Origin of the sequence: Streptomyces umbrinus, assembly GCF_030817415.1 — a bacterium.
GTDB classification, from domain to species: Bacteria; Actinomycetota; Actinomycetes; order Streptomycetales; family Streptomycetaceae; genus Streptomyces; species Streptomyces umbrinus_A.
Window position 1 is genome coordinate 9,596,221 of the sequence record NZ_JAUSZI010000002.1, and the last position, 24,577, is coordinate 9,620,797.

Here is a 24,577-nt window from a genome sequence, read left to right on the forward strand (position 1 = left end):
ACCCGCCGGCCCCGGTCCACCGCCCCGACCCTCTGACCGACCGCCTCAACTTCCTCTACGACTACTCCCTTTACGACTACGAGAGTCCGCCGCCATGTACGAGCTGTCCCGGGTCCGCCTCTACTCCATCGGGCCTGCCGGTGCGCGCTACGCCGACACCGTGCTGGACCTGCGGGGTGTCGGCGAGCCCGTGCCCGACCCCGCGCCCACGCAGGCGGAGTTCTTCGAGGAGGAGCCCGTCGGGCCGCCGCGCCGCCCCGCGCCCGCCGGTGTGCTCTTCCTGGAGAACGGCGGTGGCAAGTCCGTACTGCTCAAGCTGATCTTCTCCGTGATGCTGCCCGGCCACCGGAACACGCTGGGCGGTGCCAGTTCCGGCGTGCTGCGGAAGTTCCTGCTCGCGGACGACTGCGGGCACGTGGCGCTGGAGTGGCAGCACACGCTGACCGGCGAGTGTGTCGTGGTCGGCAAGGTCAGTGAGTGGCGGGGGCGCCAGGTCTCCAACGATCCGCGGAAGTTCGCGGAGGCCTGGTACTCGTTCCGGCCCGGGCCCGGGCTGAGCCTGGACAATCTGCCGGTCGCCGAGGCCACTTCCGTGCGGCCGTCGGCCGAGGGTGCCTCGGGCGCGCAGGGGCGCCGGCGCACCATGAAGGGCTTCCGGGACGCGCTCACCGAGGCGGGCAAGGCGTACCCGCACCTCGAAGTGCACTGGGAGGAGATCCACGACCGCTGGATCGAACACCTCGGCGACCTGGGCCTCGACCCCGAACTCTTCCGCTACCAGCGCGAGATGAACGCCGACGAGGGTGAGGCCGCCGGTCTCTTCGCCGTCAAGAAGGACTCCGACTTCACCGATCTGCTGCTGCGGGCGGTCACCGACACCCGGGACACCGACGGGCTCGCGGACCTGGTCGGCGGATTCGGCAACAAGCTGGGGCGGCGGGCCGAGCTGATCGCCGAGCGCGAGTTCACCGCCGGGTCCGTCGACCTGCTCGGGCGGATCGTCGAGGCGACCGCCACGCGTTCGCGTGCACGGGACATCCACGCGGGCGCCGAGCGGCGTACGAGGACACTGGCGCGGCGGCTCTCCGCGCGCGCCGGACAGGAGCGGGGCCGCACCGGCGATCTTGCCCAGCAGGTCACCGCCGCCGCCCACCGGGTCACGGAGGCCGACAGTTCCCGGGAGCGCAGCGCGCTGATCTCGGCCCAACTCGCCTACCGGCACGCCTCCTTGGCGCTCGCCGGCGCCGAGAAGGGCGCGGCCGCGCAGAAGCGGGAGCTCGCCGACGCGCGCACGCTGCACTCCGCGTGGCAGGCCGCCGAGCTGGTGCTGCGGCACCGCGCCTCCGCCGACCGCTCCGCGCGCGTGGCCGTCGCCATCCGCGAGGCCGAGCGGGACGCCGCGCCCGCGCTGGCCGCGCGTGCCAAGGCCGCCGCCGATCTCGTACGAGCACTGCACGCCGCGGCAGAGGGGGCCGAGACGGTCGCCAACGAGGAGGAGGAGCGGTCCGCCGCGCTCCAGGAGGTCGGCGAGGCCGCCTACCGGGACTCGACGTCCGCCGCCACCGAGGCACAGCGGGCCCGCAGCGAGATCGGCCATCTGCGGCAGCGCCTCAGCGAGGTCGAGCAGGAGACCGCCGAGGCGGTGCGCGCCGGGTGGCTCGACGACACCGCCCCTGACGCCGACCCGGCCCGTGCCGCGCTCGCCGCCAGTGACGCCGAGAAGACCGCCGTCGCCGCGTGGGACACCGCGCGCGAGGCATCCCGCCGCACGACGGAGCACTCCCGCGAGGCGGCGTCCGCCGAGTCCCGCGCCGAGCTGACGGCGGCCCGCGCGGCCGACGCCGCGACGGCCGCCGAGCGCGCCTACGACGCCGAGAGGGGGACCGCCCGGGCGCTGGCGGGGGAGGAGCGACTGGCCGAACTGCTGAGCCTGCCGGGTGCCTCCGGCGGTTCGGGGGGCTCCGGCCGCGGCGGGTTGCCGCAGCCGCGGCAGGGCGCGGGCACGGCTTCCACCGAGGGCGCCGCGCGAGCAGGCGGAGCCGATCACGGGAACACGTCGGGCCGTGGCTCCGGGACGGGCCCCGGCGCCGACGCAGCGGGCACCCGTCGAGGACGGGGCGGCCCGGACACCGAAGCCGACTCCGACGAAGCACCCCTCTCCGCCGAGGAGTTGGACCACTACGCCGACGAGCTCCGGGAGCTCCTCGACGACGGGGTCGCCTCCGCCGAGCGGCAGCTCTTCGAGTTGCGGACCGCAGCGGCCGACGACGCGCGGATCCTCGGCGCGCTCGGTGACGGCGGGCTGCTGCCGCCAGGACCCGACGTGCTGGCGACCGTGGAGTACCTGGGCGAGCACGGCATCCCCGCGCTCCCCGGCTGGCGCTACCTCGCGCAGGCCGTCGACCCCGTCGACCACGCGCGCGTGCTGGCCGCGCGGCCCGAGCTGGTCGACGGCGTGATCATCACGGACCCGGACACCCACGCACGGGCCCGCGAAGCCCTCGCCGACGCCGCGCTGCTCCCGCGCTCCGCGGTGGCCGTCGGCACGGCGGCCGCGCTGCTCGCCCCGACCCCGGCCCCGGACACGGGCGACGGGGGCCGTGTCGATGTCTTCCTCGTCCCGCCGAACCCGGCCATGCACGATGAGCACGCCGCCGACGAGGAGCGGCAGACGCTGCGTACGCGCGCGACCGAACGGGACGAGGAGATTCGGGAGTTGGCGGCCCGGCTCGCCAAGGACCGGGAGCTGGCCGCACGGCTCGCCTCCTGGCGGACGGGCTGTCCGGCGGGGCGGCTCGCCGAGCTGGCCACGGCGGCCCACGACGCGCGCGCGTTCGCCGAGGAGTCCGAGGCCGAGCTGTCCGAGGCGCGTACGGTCCGGGCCGAGGCCGACGAATCGGCGGCCGAAGCGGCCCTTGTGCGCGACGAGCGGCAGGAGGCCGCGCAGCGGGCCCGGCGCGCCGCCGACGCTCTCGCCGGACTCGCCTTCCGGCTGCGCGAGCGCGCCGGCTGGCAGGTCAAGCTGCGCGAACTCGCCGACGACGCCGCCGAGTCGGAGGCCCGCGCCCAGTCCTGCCTGGAGCGCGCCCGCGCCGCTGACGAGGACCGGCGCGGCGCCCAGCGCGCCGCCGACGACGCCCGCCGCACGGCCCGCGCCCTGCGCGGCGAGCGCGCGGAGATCGCGGGCGCCCCCGACGACGTACCGGAGGCCGACCCGGCCGCCGCGAAGTCGTCGCTGCCCGCCTTGCGCGAGGCCTACCGCGCCGCCTCCCAGCTCTACGAGCAGGTCGGCGTCGGCGCCGACCTGCGGGCCGAGCAGTCCCGTGCCGAGAGCGACGAGAGCGCGGCGCTCGCGGAGCTGGAGCGGCTGAGCAACAAGGTGCGTACGCGTGCCGCCCAGCTCCTGGAGTCCACCGACGGCTCCGACGGGCCCTCACGGCAGGCCGCCTCGGCCCGCGCCGAGGAACTGGTCCAGCTTCTGGAAACGCGTATGTCGACCGCGAGCGAGCAGCTCGGACGGCTGCGGGGCGAGGCCGAGCGGCACGCGCCCGAGGACGGCGAGGCGCACACCGAACTGCCCGAGGACCTGGTCCCGCGCGACGCCGAGCACGCACAGAGCCTGCTGCGCACCGCCACCGGTGAACTCGCCTCCCGCACCGAGGCGTTGAGCCAGGCGCGCGCGGCCCACGCCGAACTGCTCGACGCCCACCGCGCCGCCGAGGACGCGGCGGGCGGTTTCGACGAGACGGCCGCCCTGCTCCGGGACCTCCTCAGGGAGCACTCGGACGAGGAGCAGGAGGAGCCCGAGCCCTACCCGGGCACCCTCGAAGAGGCCCGGCACTCCGCAGCCGAGTCCCGCCGCTCCCTGCGCGGCTGCGCGGCAGACCTCTCCGCCGCCGAGACCTCGGTGCGCGAGGCGAGCGACGTACTTGTACGGCACGCCAACTCCACGCGCTACGAGCAGGTGCGCACGCCCGCCCGCCAGCAGATCCGTGAGCTGCCGGCTTCCTCCCTGCCCGAGCACGCCCAGAAGTGGGCGGACGCCTTCGCGCCCCGACTCCGGGTCCTCACCGACGAGTTGGAGCAGCTGGAGCGCAACCGCGACTCCATCGTCGACCGGTTGCGCGGGCTCGTCGAGTCCGCGCTCGCCACGCTCAGGTCGGCCCAGCGGCTCTCCCGTCTCCCCGAAGGGCTCGGGGAGTGGTCGGGGCAGGAGTTCCTGCGCATCCGCTTCGAGGAGCCCGACCAGGCCACGCTCGCCGAGCGGCTCGGCGAGGTCGTCGACGAGGCAACCCGCGCGGCCGTCAAGAAGAACTCCGACATGCGCCGCGACGGAATGTCCCTGCTGCTCAGAGGGGTCAGCGCGGCCCTTCAGCCCAAGGGCGTCGCCGTCGAGATCCTCAAGCCCGACGCCGTGCTGCGTGCCGAGCGCGTACCCGTCGGACAGATGGGCGACGTGTTCTCCGGCGGCCAGCTGCTCACCGCCGCGATCGCGCTGTACTGCACGATGGCGGCCCTGCGCTCGAACGACCGGGGCCGCAGCGACAAGCACCGTCACGCCGGCACGCTGTTCCTCGACAACCCCATCGGCCGCGCCAACGCCACGTATCTGCTGGAGCTCCAGCGGGCCGTGTCGGACGCCCTCGGTGTCCAGCTCCTCTACACCACGGGCCTGTTCGACACGACCGCGCTCGCCGAGTTCCCCCTGGTCATCCGCCTCCGCAACGACGCGGACCTCCGCGCCGGGCTGAAGTACATCAGCGTGGAGGAACACCTCCGACCGGGCCTCCCGCGGGAGGCTCCCGCCGGGGAGGCGGTACACACCGAGATCACGGCAACGCGCATGTACAAGAGGCCGGCAACCAGCGCCCCTTAAGGGGCGCGGGGCTGTGACATTTGCGGCTCCGCCGCGTGGGCGCGACCAGCCACAACGGCCCCGCAGCTCCCCACGACCTCTAAGACGCGTCCTCCTTCAAAAGATCAGCACACTTCTCGCCGATCATCATCGTCGTGATGCACGGATTGACGGCCACAAGATCCGGCATCACGGACCCGTCCGCGACCCGCAGCCCTTCAACTCCCTTCACTCGAAGCCGGGCATCCAGAGGCGCCGAGGCGTCGGAATCCGCACCCATCTTCACCGTGCAGGACGGGTGATAGACGGTGTTGTGCGTCTTGTGGATGTAGTCGAGCAACTCGTCGTCCGTCCGGACATCCGGCCCGGGGGCCAGCTCGGCCCCCGCCCACCCGCTCAGCGCGGGCTGTTCCGCGATACGCCGGGCCAGCTTCAGCCCGAACGTCATCACGCGCGCGTCGTGCTCGTGCGTGAAGTACCGCGGATCGACCTTGGGCTTGTCCCGGAAGTCGCGCGTCCGCAGCCGCACCGTGCCGCGCGACTTCGCGCTCGTCACGTTCGGCGTGAGACAGAACGCGTTCTCGGAGGTCGGATAGCCCCACCGGGCCGTGTTCATGTCGAACGGCACGGACCCGTAGTGGAACATCAGGTCCGGCCGGTCCAGGCCGGGTTCGGTGTCGTAGAAGATGCCCGCCTCCCACCACTGGCTTGAGGTGGTCGTCATGGGCTGCTTGGCGTCCCACATGATGACGCCCTCGGGGTGGTCCTGAAGGTTCTCGCCCACGCCGGCCGAGTCCACCACCACGTCGACACCCACCTCGCGCAGATGGTCGGCGGGCCCGATGCCCGACAGCATCAGCAGCTTCGCGCTGTCGATCGAGCCGCACGACACGATCACCTCGCGCCTGGCCCGTACCGTCCGGGTGTGGATCAGGTCCGGGTCCAGGTACTCGGCGCCCACGCAGCGCCGCCCGTCGAGCACGAGCTTCTTGGCCCGCACCCCGGTCCGTACGTCCAGGTTCGGACGCTTGCCGAGGATCGGGTGCAGATAGGCGACCGACGAGGACTGACGGATGTTGTTCTCGTCGGAGTTGATCTGGAACCAGTTGGCCCCGCGAACGACCGTCTTTCCGGTGTTGAACGGGGTGGTCGGGATGCCTGCCTGGGCGCAGGCCTCCAACAGGGCGGTGCCACAAGGGTCGTCGCTCTTCAGCTGGCGCAGCTTCACCGGGCCGGAGCGGCCGTGGTGCTCGCCGGGAGCGTCGTTGTTCTCCAGCCGCTGGTACAGCGGGAAGAGCTCGGCCGCGCTCCAGCCCGTACAGCCCGCTGCCGCCCAGCCGTCCAGGTCCTCGGCCGGTGCCCAGAAGGCGATACAGGAGTTGTGCGAGGAGCAGCCGCCGAGCACCCGGGCGCGGGCGTGCCGCATGAAGCTGTTGCCGCTGGCCTGCGGCTCGACCGGGTAGTCCCAGTCGTAGCCGGACTCAAGGAGTCCCATCCAGCGTTCCAGCTTCATGACGTCGTCGTCGCCGACGTCGCTGGGCCCCGCCTCCAGGACGCACACCGTGACGGACGGGTCTTCGGAGAGGCGGGCCGCGACCACATTGCCCGCGGTTCCTCCGCCGACCACGACGTAGTCGAACTCGTCTTCGTTCATGGGGAGTTGACCTCCTTGAGTCCTTGCGACGTTCTGCCTTCGGATCGGGCGCTCAGTCGGCCGTCGGGGTGGCCGCGGGCGAGGATGGCGGAAGAGGCGTGTCGGGGGCCTTGTACTGGTGCTCGGCGAGCACTCCGGTGCGGTGCCGCTGCACGAACCAGTAGTAGGCGAAACCGCCGCCCATCACGATGCCGACGAACAGGACGGCACCCCAGCGCAGATACCAGTGGTACGGGGCGGCCGCGTTGTAGACCGCGGCGCGCGGCCAGATCAGGTTGATCATCATGGCCGCGCCCCACACCACGGCGACGATGTTGACGGGCAGTCCCCAGCGGCCGAGCGAGAACTTGCCGTCGCCCGCGGGCTGCCACTTGCCGCGCAGCCTGGCCACCAGCATGGGCCCGGTGACCAGCAGATACGCGAGGTAGATCAGGATGATGCCGATACTGGTGACGACCGTGAAGATCTGCGGCTGGCGGATGTTGACCACCAGGATCGCCAGCGCCAGGATGCCGATGATCACCGCGGGCAGGATCGGGGTCTGGAAGCGCGGATGGACCTTGGCCAGCTTGGCGGAGGCGGGCAGGTTGTTGTCGCGGGACATCGCGAAGGCCAGCCGGATCGCCGCCGTGTGAACGGCCAGGGCGCACACGGTGACCGCGATGAACACGCACCACAGCATGGCCTTGCCCGCGTCCTCGCCGAGCACGTTGAGGACGACGTACTGCAGGCCGTCCGTGGACAGCTTGTCGCCCTTCAGGCTGGACACGCTCATCAGCGCGAGCAGCAGGATGAGCCCGCCGAGGACGAACGAGGCGACGATGGCACGGAGGATCGCGCGCGGCGCGTTGCGCGACGGGTCGAGGGACTCCTCGCCGAGCGAGGCGGCCGTGTCGAAGCCGTACATCACGTACGCGGATGCCAGCGACGCGATCAGGAACGCGCCGAAGTAGCCGCCGGGCTGGCCCGCTCCCGTGCCGTTCGTCTCCAGCACGACCCCCGGTCCGCGGGTGATGTGCACGGCGAACAGCACGATCAGGACGACGGTGGCGATCAGCTCGATGAAGACGCCCGCCGTGTTGATCCGGGCCATCAGCTTCACGCCGAGGGCGTTCACCAGGGTGGTGAAGATGATGAGCACGGAGGCCAGCAGCACGGCGTTGGTGGCCACGTCGTACTTGCCGGTGCCGTCGCCCACGAACTGGAACACGGAGGAGATCTGAGGAAGCGTCAACTGATACGCAAGGGCCACGGCCGCGATCGACACGATCGAGGCGATCAGCATCGTCCAGCCCGCCAGCCAGCCTATGTGCGGGTTGCCCACCTTCTTGGACCAGTTGTAGACGGAGCCGGCCACCGGATAGCGGGCGGCGAGTTCGGCGAAGCACAGCGCGACCATGAACTGGCCGACGAAGACCATGGGCCAGGACCACCAGTAGGCGGGCCCGCCGCTGCCGTAGCCGAAGTAGAAGAGCTGGAAGGTGCCGGTGAGGATGGAGATGTAGCTGATGCCGGCGGCGAAGGTGTGGAAATTGCCGAGCGTGCGCTTCAGTTCGGGCTTGTAGCCGAACTCGTTGAGCTCGGAGTCGTCGTTACTTTGTTTCTCAGGTGGTTGAGCGGTGGTGGTCATGAGGCGCCTCCTGGGAAGGGGGAGTTCTCCCGGGCGGGAGGGGAGTGCGGCTCGTGCGGGGTCGTTGGTGCGCGGGTGCTGGATCTCGGGGTGAAGAAGGCTGGATCTTACGATGCCTGCGACTGGTTCTGACCATGAGGAGTGCCGGTTTCTTGCGAAAGATCCGCAGAACCGGCCCTGGGGACATGGATCAGGAGAACCAGCCCTGTGGACTGGGATTGGTCGTGCGCCAGATGTGTTTGGTCTCGCGGTACTCGGCGAGACCGGCAGGACCGAGCTCCCGCCCGAACCCGGACTGCTTGTAACCGCCCCACTCGGCCTGTGGAACGTACGGGTGGTAGTCGTTGATCCAGATGGTGCCGATCCGCAGCGCGGACGCGACCCGCTGGGCCTTCGCCTCGTCGGAGGTGAAGATCCCGCCGGCGAGACCGTAGATCGTGTCGTTGGCCAGCCGCACCGCCTCCGCCTCGTCCGTGAACCGCTCCACGGTCAGTACGGGCCCGAAGGACTCCTCCTGGACGACCGACATCCGGCCGGAGCACTCGTCGAGCACGGTCGGCGGGTAGTAGAAGCCGTCCGGGTGCGGAGGATCGGCCGGCCGCTCCCCGCCGCAGCGCAGGACCGCCCCCTCCTCCAGGCCCTTGGCGACGTACGCCTCGACCTTCTCCCGGTGGGCCGCCGAGATCAGCGGACCGGTCTGTGCCTGCTCGTCGAACGGTCCGCCCAGCCTGATCAGCCGGGCCCTGCGGACGACCTCGTCGACGAAGCGGTCGTGCAGCGAGTCCTCGACCAGGAGCCGCGCCCCGGCCGAGCAGACCTGTCCGGAATGCAGGAAGACGGCCGTCAGCGCCATGTCGACGGCCGTCTCGAAGTCGGCGTCGGCGAAGACGATGTTCGGGTTCTTGCCGCCCAGTTCGAGGGCGACCTTCTTCACCGTCCCGGCCGCCGCGGCCATGAGTCTGCGGCCGGTCTGCAGACCGCCGGTGAAGGACACCAGGTCCACGTCCGGATGGTCGCCCAGCGGAGCGCCGGCCTCGGGACCGGCGCCGAGCACCAGGTTCGCCACGCCGGCGGGTACTCCGGCCTCCTCCAGGAGGCGCATCAGATGGATCGCGGTGTGCGGGGTCAGCTCGCTCGGCTTGAGGATGAAGGTGTTGCCCGCGGCGAGCGCCGGGGCGACCTTCCACGCCGTCTGGAGCAGCGGATAGTTCCAGGGTGTGATCAGCGCGCAGACACCGACCGGTTCGTATACGACCCGGCTGTCGACGCCCTCCGTGCCCGTCTCCACGACCCGGCCGGACTCGCTCGCGACGAGCCGGCCGAAGTAGCGGAAGCAGTTCTCGATGTCGTCGATGTCGTACTCGCTCTCCACCAGGCGTTTGCCGGTGTCGAGGGACTCCGCGCGGGCGAGTACGTCCTTGTCGCGGGCGAGCAGGTCGGCGACCCGCAGCAGCAGGTCACCGCGCTCGTTCGGGGGCGTCCGTGGCCAGGGGCCGTCGTCGAAGGCGCGGCGCGCGGCCGCGATCGCGTCGGCCGTGTCCTGGGGGCCCGCCTCGTCCACGACGGCGACGAGTGAACCGTCGGCCGGACAGCGGATCTCGCGGGTGCCCTTCTCCCGCGCGCTCGTCCATGTGCCGCCGATATAGAGATCAGCCATCCATGCCTCCCAGCATGCCAATGAGCCACTCGTGGAAAATCCCGATGTGGTGCTCGGTGGGCACCAGCACCCCGCCCCTCCGGTAGGCGCGGGACGCCATCGCGGGCTGCGTACGCTCGCAGGCCTCGAAGTCCTGGGCGTTGACCCGGTGGAAGAGTTCCACGGACTTCGACACATCGGCGCCCGACTCGACGACCTCGGGTGCGTAGAGCCAGTCGCACTCCACGATCGTCCGGTCCTCGGCGAGGGGGAACATGCGGTGCAGGATGACATGGTCGGGGACGAGATTGATGAACACGGTGGGTTTGACCGTTATCGCATAGTAACGACGGTCCTGATCCTCCGCGATCGCGGGAAGTCTCCCGAATCCCTCGCTGCCGTCGACGGTGAAGCCCTTGACCTCCTCGCCGAACTCGGCGCCGTGCCCCACGTAGTACTGGGCCGCGTAGCCGTCGGCGAACTCCGGGAGGACGTCGGTGAGCTCGGGGTGGATCGTCGCGCAGTGGTAGCACTCCATGAAGTTCTCGACGATCAGTTTCCAGTTCGCCTTCACGTCATAGGTGATGCGTTTTCCGAGGGCGAGGTTCTCCGTGCCGTAGTGCTCGATGGCCGCCACGTTCCCGAGCCGCTCCACGGCCGCGCCCATCACCGTCTCCTCGAAGGACGGCGGCTCGTCGGCCAGACACACCCAGGCGTAGCCGAGCCACTCCCGCAGGGCGACCTTGACCAGGCCGTACTCCGTTCGGTCGACGTCCGGCATCTTCACCAGGTTCGGTGCCGCGATCAGCTTGCCGTCGAGGTCGTACGTCCACGCGTGGTACGGGCACTGGAGATTGCGCCGGACCTCGCCGGCCTCCTCCAGACAGAGACGGGCCCCGCGGTGGCGGCAGACGTTCAGGAAGGCGCGCAGCTCACCGGTGCGGGACCGGGTGATCAGGACGCTCTCGCGGCCGACCTGGACCGTACGGAACGCGCCCGGTTTGGCCAGGTCGGCGCCGCGGACCGCGCAGAACCACATCGACTCGAAGAGCCGTTCCTGCTCCTGCCGGAAGATCTCCGGGTCGGTGTAGTAGTGCCCCGGAAGGGTGGCGATCAGGCTGGGCGGCAGCTGACCGGGGGCGGAGACGGGGGCGGGGGAGACGGGGGTCGTCGTCACGTGCGTGCTCCTCAGGCGGGCGCGGCGGCGAGGCGGTGGGGGTCGAACAGGCCGATCGGGTGGGCGGTGGTGCCCGTGAGTGCCAGATCGGCGAGGATCTCGCCGACCACCGGCACGAACTTGAACCCGTGCCCGGAGAACCCGCAGGCCACGGTCACGGACTCCGGGTGCGCGGGATGCCGGGCGAGGACGAAGTGCTCGTCAGGGGTGTTGGAGTACATGCAGGTGGCGGCCTTCAGGAAGGTGCCGGGCAGGTCCGGGATACAGCGGGACATGTGGTCCGCCATCGCCTGGATCTCGTCCTCGTGGACCGTTCGGTCGATGTTCTCCGGGGTGCACTCGACGCCCTTGCGGAAGAAGGCGACCTTGGCGCCCAGCTCCGGCCCGTCGATGGACGGGAAGCCGTAGACCTGGACCTCGTCCGCGTCCTCCCAGATGTAGATCGGATGGTTCTCGGGCAGGAACGGCCGGACCCCGCCCTTCGGCTGGAACCAGTACATGACCTGCCGCTCGATGCTGAACGGCACCCCGAGGTCGGTGAGCAGCTGCGGCGCCCAGGCGCCCGGGCAGATCACCAACTGGCCCGCGGTGTACGTGTTCTCGGCCGTGTGGACGCGAACCCCGTCCCGGTACGGTTCCCAGCGGGTCATCGGCTCGTCGAAGTGCAGGTCGGCGCCCTGCCGGGTGGCGAGCTGGAGATGGGCCGCGACCATGTTCTCGGGGCGGACCAGGCCGGCCTTCTTCTCGTAGAGCGCGACCTCGTCGTCCTTCGGGTTGAGCGTCGGGAAGCGCCGGCGGATCTCGGCCGCGTCCAGCATCTCGTGGGGCAGGTCCCACTGCTTGGCCGAGCGCAGCGAGCCCGAGACGGTCAGCGAGTCGGGAGGCCCGACCATCACACCGCCGCACAGCGTCGCGATGTCCCGGCCGGTGGCCCGCTCCACGTCCTCGTACAGCTCGTACGCGCGCAGCAGCAGCGGTACGTACGCCGGGTCCTCGAAGTAGGACTGCCGGGTGATCCGCGAACCACCGTGACTGGAACCGCGGTTGTGCACCGGCCCGAACTTCTCCAGCCCGAGCACCCGCACACCGCGCGAGGACAGATGGTGGGCGGCGGCACTGCCCATACCGCCGAGACCGATGACGATCACGTCGTAGGTAGGGGACACGGGGACCTCCAGAGCTCGTGATGGTGATGTGCCTGCTCATCGGCGCCCCTTCAGGGGCGCGGGGAACTGCGCGACCAGCCCCCACCGGCTCGCAGGATTGATCACAACCGTTCCGCGAAGCGATCAACACCGAATGCGGGTCATCTTCGGATCGAAGAGCGGTTCATCGGCAACAGTGGCCGGAACCTTCTCGCCGAAGTACTCGATATGGACGCCCGCCCCGGCGGGCAGCACCGGCAGCCAGGCGTACGCGATGCAACGGCCCAGCGTGTATCCGTACGACGCGCTGGTGACGTAACCCGCGGGGGACCCGTCGACGTACACGGGTTCCTTCCCGAGGACGACCGACCCGGGGTCGTCGAGGAGCAGCGGCGTGAGCCGGCGTCGGGGCTCGCCCCGGGCCTGAAGCGCCGCCATCCCCGTGAAGTCCCCCTTGTCCAGGCGGACGGCGAAGCCGACCCCCGCCTCGTACGGGTCGTGTTCGTCGGTCATGTCGACACCCCACGCGCGGTAGCCCTTTTCCAGCCGCAGGCTGTTGAAGGCGGAGCGCCCGGCGGCGATCACACCGTGCTCCTGGCCCGCCTCCCAGAGCGTGTCCCAGAGGCGGAGCCCCAGGTCGGCGGAGGTGTAGAGCTCCCAGCCCAGCTCGCCGACGTAGCTCAGACGCATGGCGGTGACCGGGACATGGCCGAGGTACGTCTCCTTCGCGCGGAAGTAGCCGAAGCCCTCGTGCGAGAAGTCGTCGCGGGTCAGCGGCTGGACGAGGTCGCGCGCGAGCGGACCCCAGACGCCGATGCAGCAGGTGCCGGAGGTGATGTCCCGGATCTGTACTCCCCCACTCTCGGCTGCGCTCGAGCGGGAGGTGTCCCCACCGGGGGCGTGCCGGGCCAGCCAGTCCAGGTCGGCGGGGGAGTTGGCGCCCACCTGGAAGCGGTCGGGGCCGAGCCGCGCGACGGTGAGGTCGGAACGTATGCCGCCCGTCTCGTCCAGGAGCAGGGTGTACGTCACCGCGCCGGGCTTCTTGCGGAGGTTGTTGGTGGTCATGCCGTGCAGGAAGTCGAGGGCTCCGGGGCCGGTGACCTCGAGGCGGCGCAGGGGGGTCATGTCGTAGAGGGCGACCTTCTCGCGGGTCGCCCTCGCCTCGGCCGCCGCGATCGGCGACCAGTAGCGTGCCGACCAGGCATCCCGCTCGGGGAGCGGGTCGAGGGCGTCGACGAGCGGGGCGTTCGCCTCGTACCAGTGAGGGCGCTCCCAGCCACCGCCCTCCAGGAAGTAGGCGCCCAGCTCCTGCTGGCGGGCGTAGAAGGGGCTGACCCGCAGCGGACGCGGCTGCTCCATCGGCTGGAGCGGGTGCAGCACGTCGTACACCTCGACGAACTGCTGCGAACCCCGGTCCCTGATGTACGAGGGGGAGCGCTGGGCGTCCTCGAAACGGGCCAGGTCGCACTCGTGGGCGTCGGTCTCCGGGCGTCCGTCGACCATCCACTCGGCCACCGCCTTGGCGACTCCGGCCGAGTGCGTGACCCACACCGCCTCCGCCAGCCAGAAGCCGCGCAGCGCACGGGACTCGCCGAGGACGGGCATGCCGTCGGGCGTGAAGGAGAAGACGCCGTTGAAGCCCTCCTCGATCTCCGCCTCCCGCAGGGCCGGCATCAGCTGGCGGCAGTCGTCCCAGCTCGGCGCCCAGTCCTCCTCGGTGAAGGGGAAGGAGGACGGCATCTCCATGTCGTTCGCGCGCGCCTCGTCGTAGTCGAGGACCGCGAACGGGTCGACGGGGAGCGGCTTGTGCGCGTAGCTGCCGATGCCGATGCGGTCGGTGTGCTCGCGGAAGTAGAGGTCGCGGTCCTGGAAGCGGAGGATGGGTTTCGAGGCTTCTTCGGTGGCCCCGGCCAGTTCGGGGAGGGGCCTGGTCCTCGCGTACTGGTGGGCGAGCGGCTGAAGGGGTACGTCGACGCCGGCCATACGGCCGATGACCGGGCCCCAGAAACCGGCCGCCGAGACCACGTGGTCGGCGGGGAAGGTGCCCCGGTCGGTGACGACCGCGGTGACCCTGCCGTCCTCCTGCTCGATCCCGGTGACCGTGTGCCGGTCCAGGAAGCGGGCGCCGCGGCTTTCGGCCCGGGCCAGCTGGGCGCGGGAGGCGAGCAGCGCGCGGGCCAGTCCGTCGTCGGGGGTGTGGAAGCCGCCGAGGACGGTCGACTCGTCGATGAGGGGCCAGAGCTCCTTGCACCGGGCCGCGCTCACGATCTCGCCGCGGATGCCCCAGGAGGCGGCGTATCCGGCCCGGCGGTGCAGCTCGGCCAGGCGCTCGGGGGTCGTCGCCAGCTCCAGGCCGCCGACCGGGTCGAAGCAGGAGACCCCGTCCACTTCGAGGGAGTTGAACTTCTCGACCGTGTACCGGGCGAACTCGGTGAGGGTCTTCGACGGGTTCGTCTGGAAGACCAGGCCCGGCGCGTGCGAGGTGGAGCCGCCGGGAGCGGGCAGCGGTCCCTGTTCGAGGACGGTGACGTCGGTCCAGCCGCGGGCGGTGAGCTCGTCGGCGAGGGAACAGCCGACGATGCCGGCGCCCACGATGACCACGCGGGGGTTCGTTTCGGGCGTGCTGGACATGCCCCTCCTTGTCGTGGTGGGGGTTGTCGTGGCGGGGGTGAACGCGCTTGTGGAGCGGAGAGGTGAACGCGCCTATGGAGCGGGGACGTTGGGGCGTTCGGCGGCGATCGTGGTGTCCTCGCCGTGTCCGGTGTGGACGTCCGTGTCGCCGGGCAGCGTGAGCAGCCGGTTGCGGATGGAGGCCTCGATGGTCGGCCGGTCGGAGTAGGAGCGGCCGGTGGCGCCGGGACCACCGTGGAAGAGGGTGTCCCCGGTGAAGACCGCGTCGAGGAACGTGGCGTACAGGGAGCAGCTGCCCCAGGTGTGGCCGGGGTTGTGGATCACCTGGAGCTCGATCCCGGCGACGCCGATCCGCTGTCCGTCGGAGAGTTCGCCGTCCGGCTTGCGGTCGGGGTGGGTGGTGGCCCACAGCTCGTGGTCGCCGGGGTGCAGGAGCACCGGCGCGCCGGTGAGCTCGGCCAGTTCGGCCGCCGCGTCGACATGGTCGTCGTGCGCGTGGGTGCACACGATCGCCGTCACCCGGCGGCCCGTGGTGGCCCGGTGGATCGTACGGGCGTCATGGGCGGCGTCGACGATCAGCACCTCCTCGTCGTCGCCGACCAGCCAGACGTTGTTGTCGACGTCGAAGGTCTCGCCGTCGAGGCTGAACGTGCCGGAGGTGACCACGCGCTCGATCCGTACGGTCCCCCGGGCGCTCACAGGACCACCACCGAGCGCAGCACCTCGCCGCGGTGCATCTTGGCGAAGGCCTCCTCGACCTGATCGAGCGCGATGGTCTCCGTGACGAAGGCGTTCAGGTCCAGCAGGCCGTACAGGTACTGGTCGATGAGGAACGGGAAGTCTCGGCTGGGCAGGCAGTCGCCGTACCAGGAGGACTTGATCGCGCCGCCCCGGGAGAACACGTCGATCAGCGGGAGCTCGACCCTCATGTCCGGCGACGGGACTCCGACCTGGACCAGCAGACCCGCGTGGTCGCGCATGTAGAAGGCCTGTTTGAAGGTCTCCGGGCGGCCCACCGCGTCGATGGCGATGTCCACGCCGAAGCCGTCGGTGAGGGCGCGTACGGCCTCGACCGGATCGGTGCCGCGGGAGTTGACCGTGTGGGTGGCGCCGAACCTCTCCGCCTGGTCGAGCTTCTTGTCGTCGATGTCGACGGCGATGACCTTCATGGCGCCGTTGAGGCAGGCGCCCGCGATGGCCGCGTTGCCGACGCCGCCGCAGCCGATGACGGCGACCGTGTCACCGCGGCCGACGTTGCCGGTGTTCACGGCCGCTCCGTAGCCGGCCATCACCCCGCAGCCGATCAGGCCCGCGGCCTCGGGCCGGGCCGCCGGGTCGATCTTCACCGCCTGTCCGGCCGCGACCAGGGTCTTCTCGGCGAAGGCGCCGATGCCGAGGGCGTTGCTGAGCGGGGTGCCGTCCAGGAGCGTCATCGGCTGGGTGGCGTTGCGCGAGTCGAAGCAGTACCAGGGCCGGCCACGGCGACAGGAGCGACAGGAACCGCAGGGGGCGCGCCAGGCGAGCACCACGTAGTCGCCGGTCTTGAGGTCGGTCACGCCCTCGCCGATCGCCTCGATCGTGCCGGCCGCCTCATGGCCCAGCAGGAACGGGAAGTCGTCGTTGATCGCGCCCTCCCGATAGTGCAGATCGGTGTGGCAGACCCCGCAGGCCTGCACGGAGACGAGCACCTCGCCCGGACCCGGGTCGGGAACGACGATCGTCTGCACCTCGACGGGTGCGCCCTTCTTCACAGCGACTACGGCACGGACCTCGTGTGGCACGACCAAGCTCCTCTGCTGTTGCGCAATGCACTATGGGTTGCGCTATGAGGAACATAGTGGGAACGCCGCCGAGGGGCCGTCAAGAGGTGCGGGTTAATCCTTGGCAAAAGGAACGGGCGGCACGAAATCTGTCCGACACACAGAAACGCGGGGCCAGGTGTTCCTGGCCCCGCGCTTCGTGCCGTGTCCCTCCGGCGTCCGGTCTCCGGCTCCGGTCCGCGTCCGGTCCCGCTTCCGTCAGAAGCCGTATCCCATCCGGCGCGACAGGTCGGCGGCGGCTGCCGCCGTGCGCTTGGCGAGATCGGGCAGGTGGTCCGAGTCCAGCCGGTACACCGGACCCGAGACGCTGATCGCGCCGATCACCTTCCCGTCGTGGGCGCGCACCGGGGCGGCGGTCGCGGCCAGCCCCAGCTCCAGCTCCTCCAGGGCGAACGCGTACCCCTGCTCCACCACGGCCTCCAGCTCGCCGCGCAGTGCGGCCGTGCCGGTGATCGTGCGCTCGGTGAAGCGCGGGAGCGGCCTGGCCATCAGTCCTTCCCTCAGGGTCGGCGGCAGATGCCCCAGCAGCACCTTTCCGCTGGACGTGGCGTGCAGCGGGGTGCGTCTGCCCAGCCAGTTCTGCGCGGTCACGGACGCGGCGCCGCGGGCCTGCATGATGTTGACCGCCGCGTTGTCGTCGAGCACCGCGATGTTGACGGTCTCGCCCACCTCGTCCGCGAGTTCGCGGCACACGGGCACGCCCTCCTGGGAGATGTCCAGGCGCACTGCCGCCGCCCCCGCCAGGCGTAGTACGCCGGCGCCCAGGTAGTACTTCCCGCGGTCCTTGGCCTGGGCGACCAGTCCTCTGTTCTCCAGCACTCCGAGGAGCCGGAAGGCGGTGGACTTGTGCACCTCCAGCTCGTCGGCGATCTCGGTGACGCCCGCCTCGCCGAGCCGCGCGAGGATCTCCAGCACACTCACGGCGCGGTCCACGGACTGGACGGCGCTCCCCGCGCCCCTGCTCTGCTTCCCGGGTGTCTCCTCTGTGCGGTCAGCCTGCTTCTGCGTGCGGGTCATAACTCAACTCTCACCACCTGGCGGCCCGGATTGAGCCGCATCTGCCGGAAGCCCTTGACGTGAAGGGCATCCCGCGCGGATTCTGTTGCGCATAGCGCTCCCTCGTGCGCCATACGAAACATCATGTTACCGAAGAGTCCGTGACCGGGAAGGTCTCGGACCAGACCGGACCTGAGAGGTCCCGGACCGTGGGTCCTGGACCGAGAGGGGGGCCCGTGATTCCCGTCTGCCGCCTTGATGACCTCCCCGCGGGCGAATCCGTCCGTATCGACACCACACCGCCCATCGCCGTGTTCAACGCCGACGGCGAGCTGTACGCCATCGATGACACCTGCACCCACCAGGATGCGTCCCTGTCCGAGGGATGGCTGGAGGGTTGTCTGGTCGAATGCCCGCTCCACGCCGCGTCATTCGATCTCCGCACCGGCCGGCCGACGTGCCTTCCCGCACGCCGGGCCGTCCGCACCCACCGCGTCACCGTCGACGACGGCATGGTCCACGTCCACGTGGCGTCTGAAGTGCTCGCCGAAGTGGCGGCCGAAGAGGAGGGCACGGCGGCATGAGGACCGTGACCGTCGTCGGGGCCTCGCTGTCCGGGCTGTACGCGGCCCGGGAACTGCGTGCCCAGGGGTTCGACGGGCGACTGGTGGTCGTCGGGGACGAACCGCACCGCCCCTACGACCGCCCCCCGTTGTCCAAGGACTTCCTCACCGGCCGGTCCGGCGAGGATCAACTCGCCCTCTCCGACGCCGAGGAGACCACCGAGCTCGACGCCGAGTGGCTGCTCGGCGTCCGCGCCCGCGGCCTGGACGTGCGCGGCCGGACCGTTCTCCTGGGCGACGGCCGCACCGTCTCCACCGACGGCGTGGTCATCGCCACCGGAGCCTCGGCCCGCAGGCTCCCCGGCTGCGAACTCGCCGGAGTCCACACCCTGCGCACCCTCGACGACGCGCGTGCGCTGCGTGCCGAACTCGCCGCGGGCACCCGCCGTGTCGTGGTCATCGGCGGCGGCTTCATCGGTGCCGAGACGGCCTCCTCCTGCGCGGGACTCGGCCACGACGTCACCGTCGTCGAGGCCGCACCCCTGCCGCTGGTGCCCCAACTCGGCCCGGAGATGGCCGCGGTGTGCGCCGGACTGCACCGGCGCGGTGGCGTCGACCTGGTCACGGGCACCGGCGTCGCCGGGCTGCGCGGCACGGTCGCGGTGACCGGCGTTGAACTCGCCGACGGCCGGCTGCTTCCCGCCGACATCGTGATCGTCGGCATCGGAGCCATCCCCAACACCGACTGGCTGGCGGGCTCGACGCTCGCACTGCACGACGGAGTGCTGTGCGACGACGGCTGTGTGACGGCTCTGCCTCAGGTGGTCGCCGTCGGTGACGTCGCCCGCGTCGGCGGCACCCGCGCCGAACACTGGACCAGCGCCACCGAGCAGCCCCGGGTCGCCGTGCGCAACCTCCTCGCGGGGCACACGGCGGAGACCGTGCGCCCACTGCCCTACTTCTGGTCGGACCAGTACGGAGCACGGATCCAGTTCGCCGGACGGCGGCTCGACACCGACACCGTCCGGATCACGGAGGGCGGCGTCACCGACGACGCGCCCGACGAGGGAGGCCTTCTCGCCCTGTACGAGCGGGACGGCCGGACGACCGCGGTGCTCTCCGTCGACCGACCACGACCGTTCATGCGCGCCCGGCGCGAACTCGGGCGCGGGGTGACGGTGGCGGAGGCGGCCGTCTCCTAGCGGGGCCACCCCCGATGGGAGAGGCGTCGCCGTGTCCTGGCGGGAGAGGCTGTCGCCGTGTCCTGCGGGGGAGGGGCGCCGTCGTGGCTGCACCCCGAGGCAGCGCCCTGGAGCGCTCGCCGAGGAGTGCTGCCGGGGGTGCTTGCGGTGAGGCGTTCGCCAAGGGGCGTCGCCTTCCAGCAGAGGGGCGCCGCCTCTGGGAGTGCGACTAGGAGTGCGACAACTGGCCCGCGCCGCCGCCCTGTCGGCGTATCCGCTCCTTGGTCCGCTCCGACGCGCGCTCCTGGCGCCGTGCCCTGCGCCGCTCGCGCCGCAGGGCGCGGGCCGTGCTGCTGGGCACCGACACCACGCCGTTGCGCTGGTTCCACACCTGGCGCGTCACCCATACGTCCAGGGCGCCCCAGGTGGCCACCACCGTGCTTGCCACGCTGCTCAGCACCATGGGGAACGCGAGCCAGGAACCGGCCAGCGTGCACAGGAAGGCGACCATCGCCTGGATCAGCGTGACGGCGATGATGATGACGGCCCGCACCGCGGACGCCCGCACGGGATCCGGCAGCCGGCGCCTGGTCGCGGGCTCCTCGACCCACAACTGCCGGTAGTACCCCTGCTCTTCGGCCTCCGCCTCGGCCTCCATGACGGCTTCCGCCTCGGCCCGCATGGCGGCATCCGCCCCGGCGTTCACGACGTATTCGGCCTCGGTTTTCGTGACGGCTTCCGCCCCGGTCTCCGTATCGGCCTTCGGCTCCGCTTCCGCCTCCGTATCCGCGACGGTTTCCGTCCCGGTCTCCGCATCCGCTCCCGCCACGAACCGGGCCCCCCGTGCGGCCTTCGCCCCGATCCCTGCCGGGGACTCCCTCTCGGCCGCCCTTATCGGGATGTCGGCCGCGATGCCGACCGGAATGTCGTGATCCGGTGCCTGTGGACCCCGCCGTGCCTCCGTGGCTTCCGCGACGCCCGTCCCGGCTGTCCCGTGCCGCTCCGCCGTGCCCATCAACTCGTCACTCCCCAACCGCCCGACAACCGCCTGCTCCGGAGTCACGAGAACCCCGGCTCCCCATTGGCTGCCCGGCTTGCGCTGTTTTACGCTGCCTGGGCGCGGCATGCGGCACCTGCCGCCGATTCCGCCTCCAACTTCCGTACAGACAGACGATCGACGTAACGCGAAGATTCCCGCCGACCGTAAAATTCCGGCCAACTGGCCCGCTATGCGGACCGGATGGCGCCCGGTGTCCCGTGTCGGAATCGGGGCGGCAATCTCCCGCAATGAACGGACAACTGCCGATGTCCTGTTACCGTCCCGGAACGAGTCGGTCCGGACAGGCCTTCGAGATACCACTGTGTCGGTAGTAGGCTCACGCCGTTTGTTGACGCACATGTGTGCCCCCGGTCGCCGGGGGCCGAGCTGGGGGAGGCCATGCGCTTTCGCGGGAAGTCCATCCGCCGGAAGATCGTGGCGCTGTTGCTCGTGCCGCTGGTTTCCCTGACCGGGATCTGGGGCTTCGCCACCGTACTCACGGGGCGCGAGGTCAACCAGCTGTTCGACACGACGTTCATCGTCCAGGAGATCGGCTATCCGACCGAGGACGTCATCAGCGTCCTGCAGGACGAGCGCCGCCAGACGCTCGTCTATCTCGCCGACCCCCGGGCCTCCGAGGCACTCGCCGATCTGCGGCGCACCCGGACCGCCACCGACGAGGTCGTGTCGAAGATCCGTCGGAACGCCAAGGACGGAGACGTACGGGACGAGATGGGCACGGACACCACCGAGCGGCTCACCGCGCTCCTGGACGCCTTCGACGGCGTCGGTCCGCTGCGCCAGACCGTCGAGGACGGCACCGTCACCCGCGAGCAGGCTCTTTACCTCTACAACCGCCTGGTGGACCCCTGTTACACCCTCCTGGCCAACCTCCAGGTCCTGGACAACGTGGACGTGGACAAGCAGGGTCGTGCCCTCGTCAACATGTCGCGCGCCCGTGAGCTGCTCGCCCGTGAGGACGCCCTCCTCGGCTCCGCCCTCGTCGTCGGCCGGGTGACCCGCGAGGAGGCCCGTGACGTCTCCGACCTCGTCGCCCAGCGCACGCTCATGTACGAGGTCGGCCTGCCGCTGCTGCCCACCACCGAGCGCGCACGCTACGACCGCTACTGGAAGAACGCCTCCACCGCACCGCTGCGCGTGGCCGAGCAGTCCGTCATCGCCTCCTCGCCCGGCGAGCCCCGCGGAGTCACCGCGAAGAGCTGGGACGGCGTCGCGGGCGACGTCCTCGACGGGCTCGACAAGCTCAACACCCAGGCGAGCGACCGCTTCCAGGACCGGGTGCGCCCCGTTGCGATCGGCGTCATCGTCAAGGCCGGCATCGCCGGGGTGCTGGGCCTGGGCGCGCTGCTGGTCTCGCTCTTCATGTCCGTACGCATCGGCCGCAGCCTCGTCCGCGACCTGCGCCGGCTCCGCCAGGAGGCCCACGAGACCGCCGGCGTACGGCTGCCCAGCGTGATGCGCCGCCTCTCCGCGGGCGAACAGGTCGACGTGGAGACCGAGGTCCCGCGTCTGGAGTACGAGAAGAACGAGATCGGCGAGGTCAGCCAGGCCCTCAACATCCTGCAGCGGGCCGCCGTCGAGGCCGCCGTCAAACAGTCCGAGCTGCGCAGCGGCGTCTCCGAGGTCTTCGTGAACCTCGCCCGCCGCAGCCAGGTCCTGCTGCACAAGCAGCTCACCCTGCTCGACACCATGGAGCGCAGGACCGACGACACCGACGAACTCGCCGACCTGTTCCGCCTCGACCACCTGACGACCCGTATGCGCCGGCACGCCGAGGGCCTGGTGATCCTCTCCGGCGCCGCCCCGTCCCGGCAGTGGCGCAAACCCGTCCAGCTGATGGACGTCGTACGCGCCGCCGTCGCCGAGGTCGAGGACTACGAGCGCATCGAGGTACGGCGGCTGCCGCGGATGGCCGTCACCGGGTCCGCGGTCGCCGACGTCACCCACCTGGTGGCCGAACTCCTGGAGAACGCCACGGTGTTCTCGCCGCCGCACACGGCCGTCCAGGTGCTCGGCGAGCGTGTCGCCAACGGCTTCACCCTGGAGATCCACGACCGCGGCCTCGGCATGGCCGCGGAGGCGCTCCTCGACGCCAACCTGCGGCTCGCCGAGACCCCCGAGTTCGAACTCTCGGACACCGACCGGCTCGGTCTCTTCGTGGTCAGCCGGCTCGCCCAGCGGCAGAACGTCCGCGTCTCGCTGCAGCCGTCCCCGTACGGCGGCACCACCGCGGTGGTCTTCGTCCCGGACGCGCTCCTCTCGGACGACGTGCCCGACACGAACGGCATGGGCTTCCGGCTCGACCGGGCGCTCCCCTCGAAGAAGGACGGCGACGAGAGCCGTACGGCGGCCCTGTCCCAGGTGCCGGTCACGCTGCCCGGCCGGACCGCCTCGATGCTGGACGGCCCTGTCGAACTCGAGGCGCCCGTCGATCTGGACGCCCTCGGCGACTTCCCGGACGCCCTCGACGACCAGGACGCCGAACGAGGCGGCATCTTCCGCCCGCGCCGCTCCATCGCAGGGGTGCCGGGGGACCAGCAGCAGGCACGGCAGGATCCGCACGAGCCGTCGCACGCCGACGGAGGAGCCGAAGAGCCGTCCGGCGCGCCCGTACAGCTTCCGCGCCGCCGGACCCCCAAGCTCGTCAGCTCCCACGGGCGCCCCGTGACCCAGACCAAGACGCGGCGCGACGAGGCGACGGACCGCGCGGACGCCGACGAGGTGACGGAACTGCCCCAGGCGGCCCGGGAGTCGTCCGAGCGGCCCGGCGTGCTGGAGGACCTGCCGAAGCGGTCGAGGAGCGTCAGGCGAGGACCGTCCCGCCGCGAGCCCGGGGACTCCCTCGGCTCCCGCCGGGACTCCGCGGACGACTGGCCCGGAGCCACCGACTCGGCGGACGGCGCTGTGGAGCGCCGTCAGGCGCTCGGACGCGGCGGCGGCCCCAGCGGCCCGGCGGGCCCCGACGAGGCGCTCACGCGCGGACCTGAGGCCGTCGAAGGCCGCCGGGACGCAGATGCCCCGGCCCTTCCGCAGCGCGCCTCGCGTCGCGGCGGCGAGTCGGGCGGCACTCATCCCGGTACTCCGGCCGGCGGCGGAACGCGCCCCGGCGCGGCTGCCGGGGGTGGCACCGGCGCGCTGCCCCGCCGTGTACGGCAGGCCAATCTGGCCCCTCAGCTCAAGGACGGCCCCGACCGGCGGGCGGCGCACGACGCGGTCCGCGGGGCGGAACCGACGGAGCGCGACGCGGACGAAGTACGCAACCGTATGGCTTCGCTCCAGCGCGGCTGGCGACGCGGCCGTGAGGAGAACGCCGAGGGCGACGAGGCCCAGGACGGCACAGCACCAGGAACGACTAAGGGAGACGGTCGATGACCGCACCGAAGGCCGCCGGCCACACCACGACCAGCTCGTCGACGGGGGAACTCAACTGGCTCCTCGACGACTTGGTGGCGCGTGTCGCCAGCATCCGCAAAGCACTCGTGCTCTCCGGGGACGGCCTCCCCACGGGGGTCTCCACCGACCTGACGAGGGAGGACAGCGAACATCTGGCCGCCGTCGCCTCCGGGTTCCACAGCCTCGCCAAGGGCGTCGGGCGCCACTTCGAGGCGGGCAGCGTCCGGCAGACCATCGTCGAACTGGACGAGGCCTTCCTGTTCGTCACGGCGGCGGGCGACGGCAGCTGCCTCGCGGTCCTCTCCGACTCCGACTCCGATGTCGGGCAGGTCGCGTACGAGATGACACTGCTGGTCAAGAGGGTCGGCGCACATCTGGCCGCCGCTCCACGCACCGAATTGCCCTCGGGCGGGTAGTGGGATGGCATGAGCGGAGACAGTCAGGGGATGTCCCACTGGTTCGACGACGAGGCCGGACCCGTGGTCCGTCCGTATGCCATGACACGCGGCCGCACCACCAGCGCGGCCCAGCACCGCCTCGACCTGATCGCGGTGGTCGTGACCGAGCTGCACGCCGACGACCCGGAGGCGGACCACTCGCTGTCTCCGGAACATGTGGACATCGTCGGGCTCTGCCGTGACGCCCCCCAGTCGGTCGCCGAACTCGCCGCCGAACTCGACCTGCCCGTCGGGGTCGTACGCGTCCTCATCGGCGACCTCGTGGATGACGAGCTGGTCCATGTGACGCGTCCGGTGCCACCGGCCGAGCTGCCGGACGAAAGCATTCTCCGCGATGTGATCAGCGGCCTCCGGGCCCTGTGACGAGACCCGGAGGCC

Annotated in this window: 16 protein-coding genes; 6 read left to right on the forward strand and 10 right to left on the reverse strand. The window is 71.1% G+C overall.

All coding sequences use genetic code 11. The features are described 5' to 3' along the window. Positions 1-94: 94 nt before the first annotated feature. Positions 95-4,876 carry a hypothetical protein gene (locus tag QF035_RS42430; RefSeq protein WP_307526767.1) on the forward strand — a complete coding sequence of 1,594 codons (4,782 nt, stop codon included), beginning with the start codon at positions 95-97 and terminating at the stop codon, positions 4,874-4,876. A 79-nt stretch (positions 4,877-4,955) separates the two neighbouring features. Here the strand turns inward: QF035_RS42430 and QF035_RS42435 are convergent, their stop codons facing one another. From QF035_RS42435 to QF035_RS42475, 9 genes are all read right to left on the reverse strand, one after another. After that, positions 4,956-6,509, reverse strand: a complete 1,554-nt coding sequence (locus QF035_RS42435) for a GMC family oxidoreductase (RefSeq protein ID WP_307526768.1) — start codon at positions 6,507-6,509, stop codon at positions 4,956-4,958. Positions 6,510-6,561: 52 nt separating this feature from the next. After that, positions 6,562-8,139 (reverse strand): APC family permease, encoded by a 1,578-nt coding sequence (locus QF035_RS42440; protein WP_307526770.1) that lies wholly within the window; start codon positions 8,137-8,139, stop codon positions 6,562-6,564. 190 nt (positions 8,140-8,329) lie between these two features. Beyond that, a complete protein-coding gene (locus QF035_RS42445) occupies positions 8,330-9,796 on the reverse strand; it encodes an aldehyde dehydrogenase family protein (protein ID WP_307526771.1) in 1,467 nt (488 codons plus the stop codon). Further along, entirely contained in the window at positions 9,789-10,952 is a 1,164-nt protein-coding gene (locus tag QF035_RS42450; protein ID WP_307526773.1) for an aromatic ring-hydroxylating oxygenase subunit alpha, read from the reverse strand. The genes QF035_RS42445 and QF035_RS42450 overlap by 8 nt, the downstream gene beginning before the upstream one ends. A gap of 11 nt (positions 10,953-10,963) precedes the next feature. Beyond that, positions 10,964-12,118 carry an N-methyl-L-tryptophan oxidase gene (solA, locus tag QF035_RS42455; protein ID WP_307526775.1) on the reverse strand — a complete coding sequence of 385 codons (1,155 nt, stop codon included), beginning with the start codon at positions 12,116-12,118 and terminating at the stop codon, positions 10,964-10,966. 123 nt (positions 12,119-12,241) lie between these two features. Next, positions 12,242-14,728 carry a GcvT family protein gene (locus tag QF035_RS42460; RefSeq protein WP_307526776.1) on the reverse strand — a complete coding sequence of 829 codons (2,487 nt, stop codon included), beginning with the start codon at positions 14,726-14,728 and terminating at the stop codon, positions 12,242-12,244. Between the two features lie 72 nt (positions 14,729-14,800). Then, entirely contained in the window at positions 14,801-15,427 is a 627-nt protein-coding gene (locus tag QF035_RS42465) for an MBL fold metallo-hydrolase (RefSeq protein ID WP_307526778.1), read from the reverse strand. After that, positions 15,424-16,509 carry an S-(hydroxymethyl)mycothiol dehydrogenase gene (locus QF035_RS42470; protein WP_307526780.1) on the reverse strand — a complete coding sequence of 362 codons (1,086 nt, stop codon included), beginning with the start codon at positions 16,507-16,509 and terminating at the stop codon, positions 15,424-15,426. Before QF035_RS42470 ends, QF035_RS42465 begins: the two co-directional genes overlap by 4 nt. Positions 16,510-16,746: 237 nt before the next feature. Beyond that, positions 16,747-17,565, reverse strand: coding sequence for an IclR family transcriptional regulator (locus QF035_RS42475; RefSeq protein ID WP_307526781.1), 819 nt, complete (start codon positions 17,563-17,565; stop codon positions 16,747-16,749). A gap of 215 nt (positions 17,566-17,780) precedes the next feature. Here QF035_RS42475 and QF035_RS42480 point away from each other — a divergent pair, with 215 nt between their 5' ends. Next, positions 17,781-18,128: a bifunctional 3-phenylpropionate/cinnamic acid dioxygenase ferredoxin subunit gene (locus tag QF035_RS42480; protein ID WP_307526783.1), complete on the forward strand. Its 348-nt coding sequence runs from the start codon at positions 17,781-17,783 to the stop codon at positions 18,126-18,128. Next, positions 18,125-19,309 carry an NAD(P)/FAD-dependent oxidoreductase gene (locus QF035_RS42485; protein WP_307526785.1) on the forward strand — a complete coding sequence of 395 codons (1,185 nt, stop codon included), beginning with the start codon at positions 18,125-18,127 and terminating at the stop codon, positions 19,307-19,309. The genes QF035_RS42480 and QF035_RS42485 overlap by 4 nt, the downstream gene beginning before the upstream one ends. Before the next feature lie 208 nt (positions 19,310-19,517). Here QF035_RS42485 and QF035_RS42490 read toward each other — a convergent pair whose 3' ends face one another. Next, positions 19,518-20,117: a hypothetical protein gene (locus tag QF035_RS42490; RefSeq protein WP_373467019.1), complete on the reverse strand. Its 600-nt coding sequence runs from the start codon at positions 20,115-20,117 to the stop codon at positions 19,518-19,520. Between the two features lie 609 nt (positions 20,118-20,726). On the opposite strand from QF035_RS42490, the gene QF035_RS42495 reads away from it, so the two are divergent. Genes QF035_RS42495 through QF035_RS42505 form a run of 3 tightly spaced genes read left to right on the forward strand, consistent with a single transcriptional unit; the run spans position 20,727 to position 24,562 of the window. Then, entirely contained in the window at positions 20,727-23,720 is a 2,994-nt protein-coding gene (locus QF035_RS42495; protein WP_307526787.1) for a sensor histidine kinase, read from the forward strand. Continuing rightward, positions 23,717-24,157, forward strand: a complete 441-nt coding sequence (locus tag QF035_RS42500; RefSeq protein ID WP_055613360.1) for a roadblock/LC7 domain-containing protein — start codon at positions 23,717-23,719, stop codon at positions 24,155-24,157. The genes QF035_RS42495 and QF035_RS42500 overlap by 4 nt, the downstream gene beginning before the upstream one ends. Positions 24,158-24,166: 9 nt before the next feature. After that, positions 24,167-24,562: a DUF742 domain-containing protein gene (locus QF035_RS42505; RefSeq protein ID WP_055613361.1), complete on the forward strand. Its 396-nt coding sequence runs from the start codon at positions 24,167-24,169 to the stop codon at positions 24,560-24,562. Positions 24,563-24,577 lie beyond the last annotated feature (15 nt).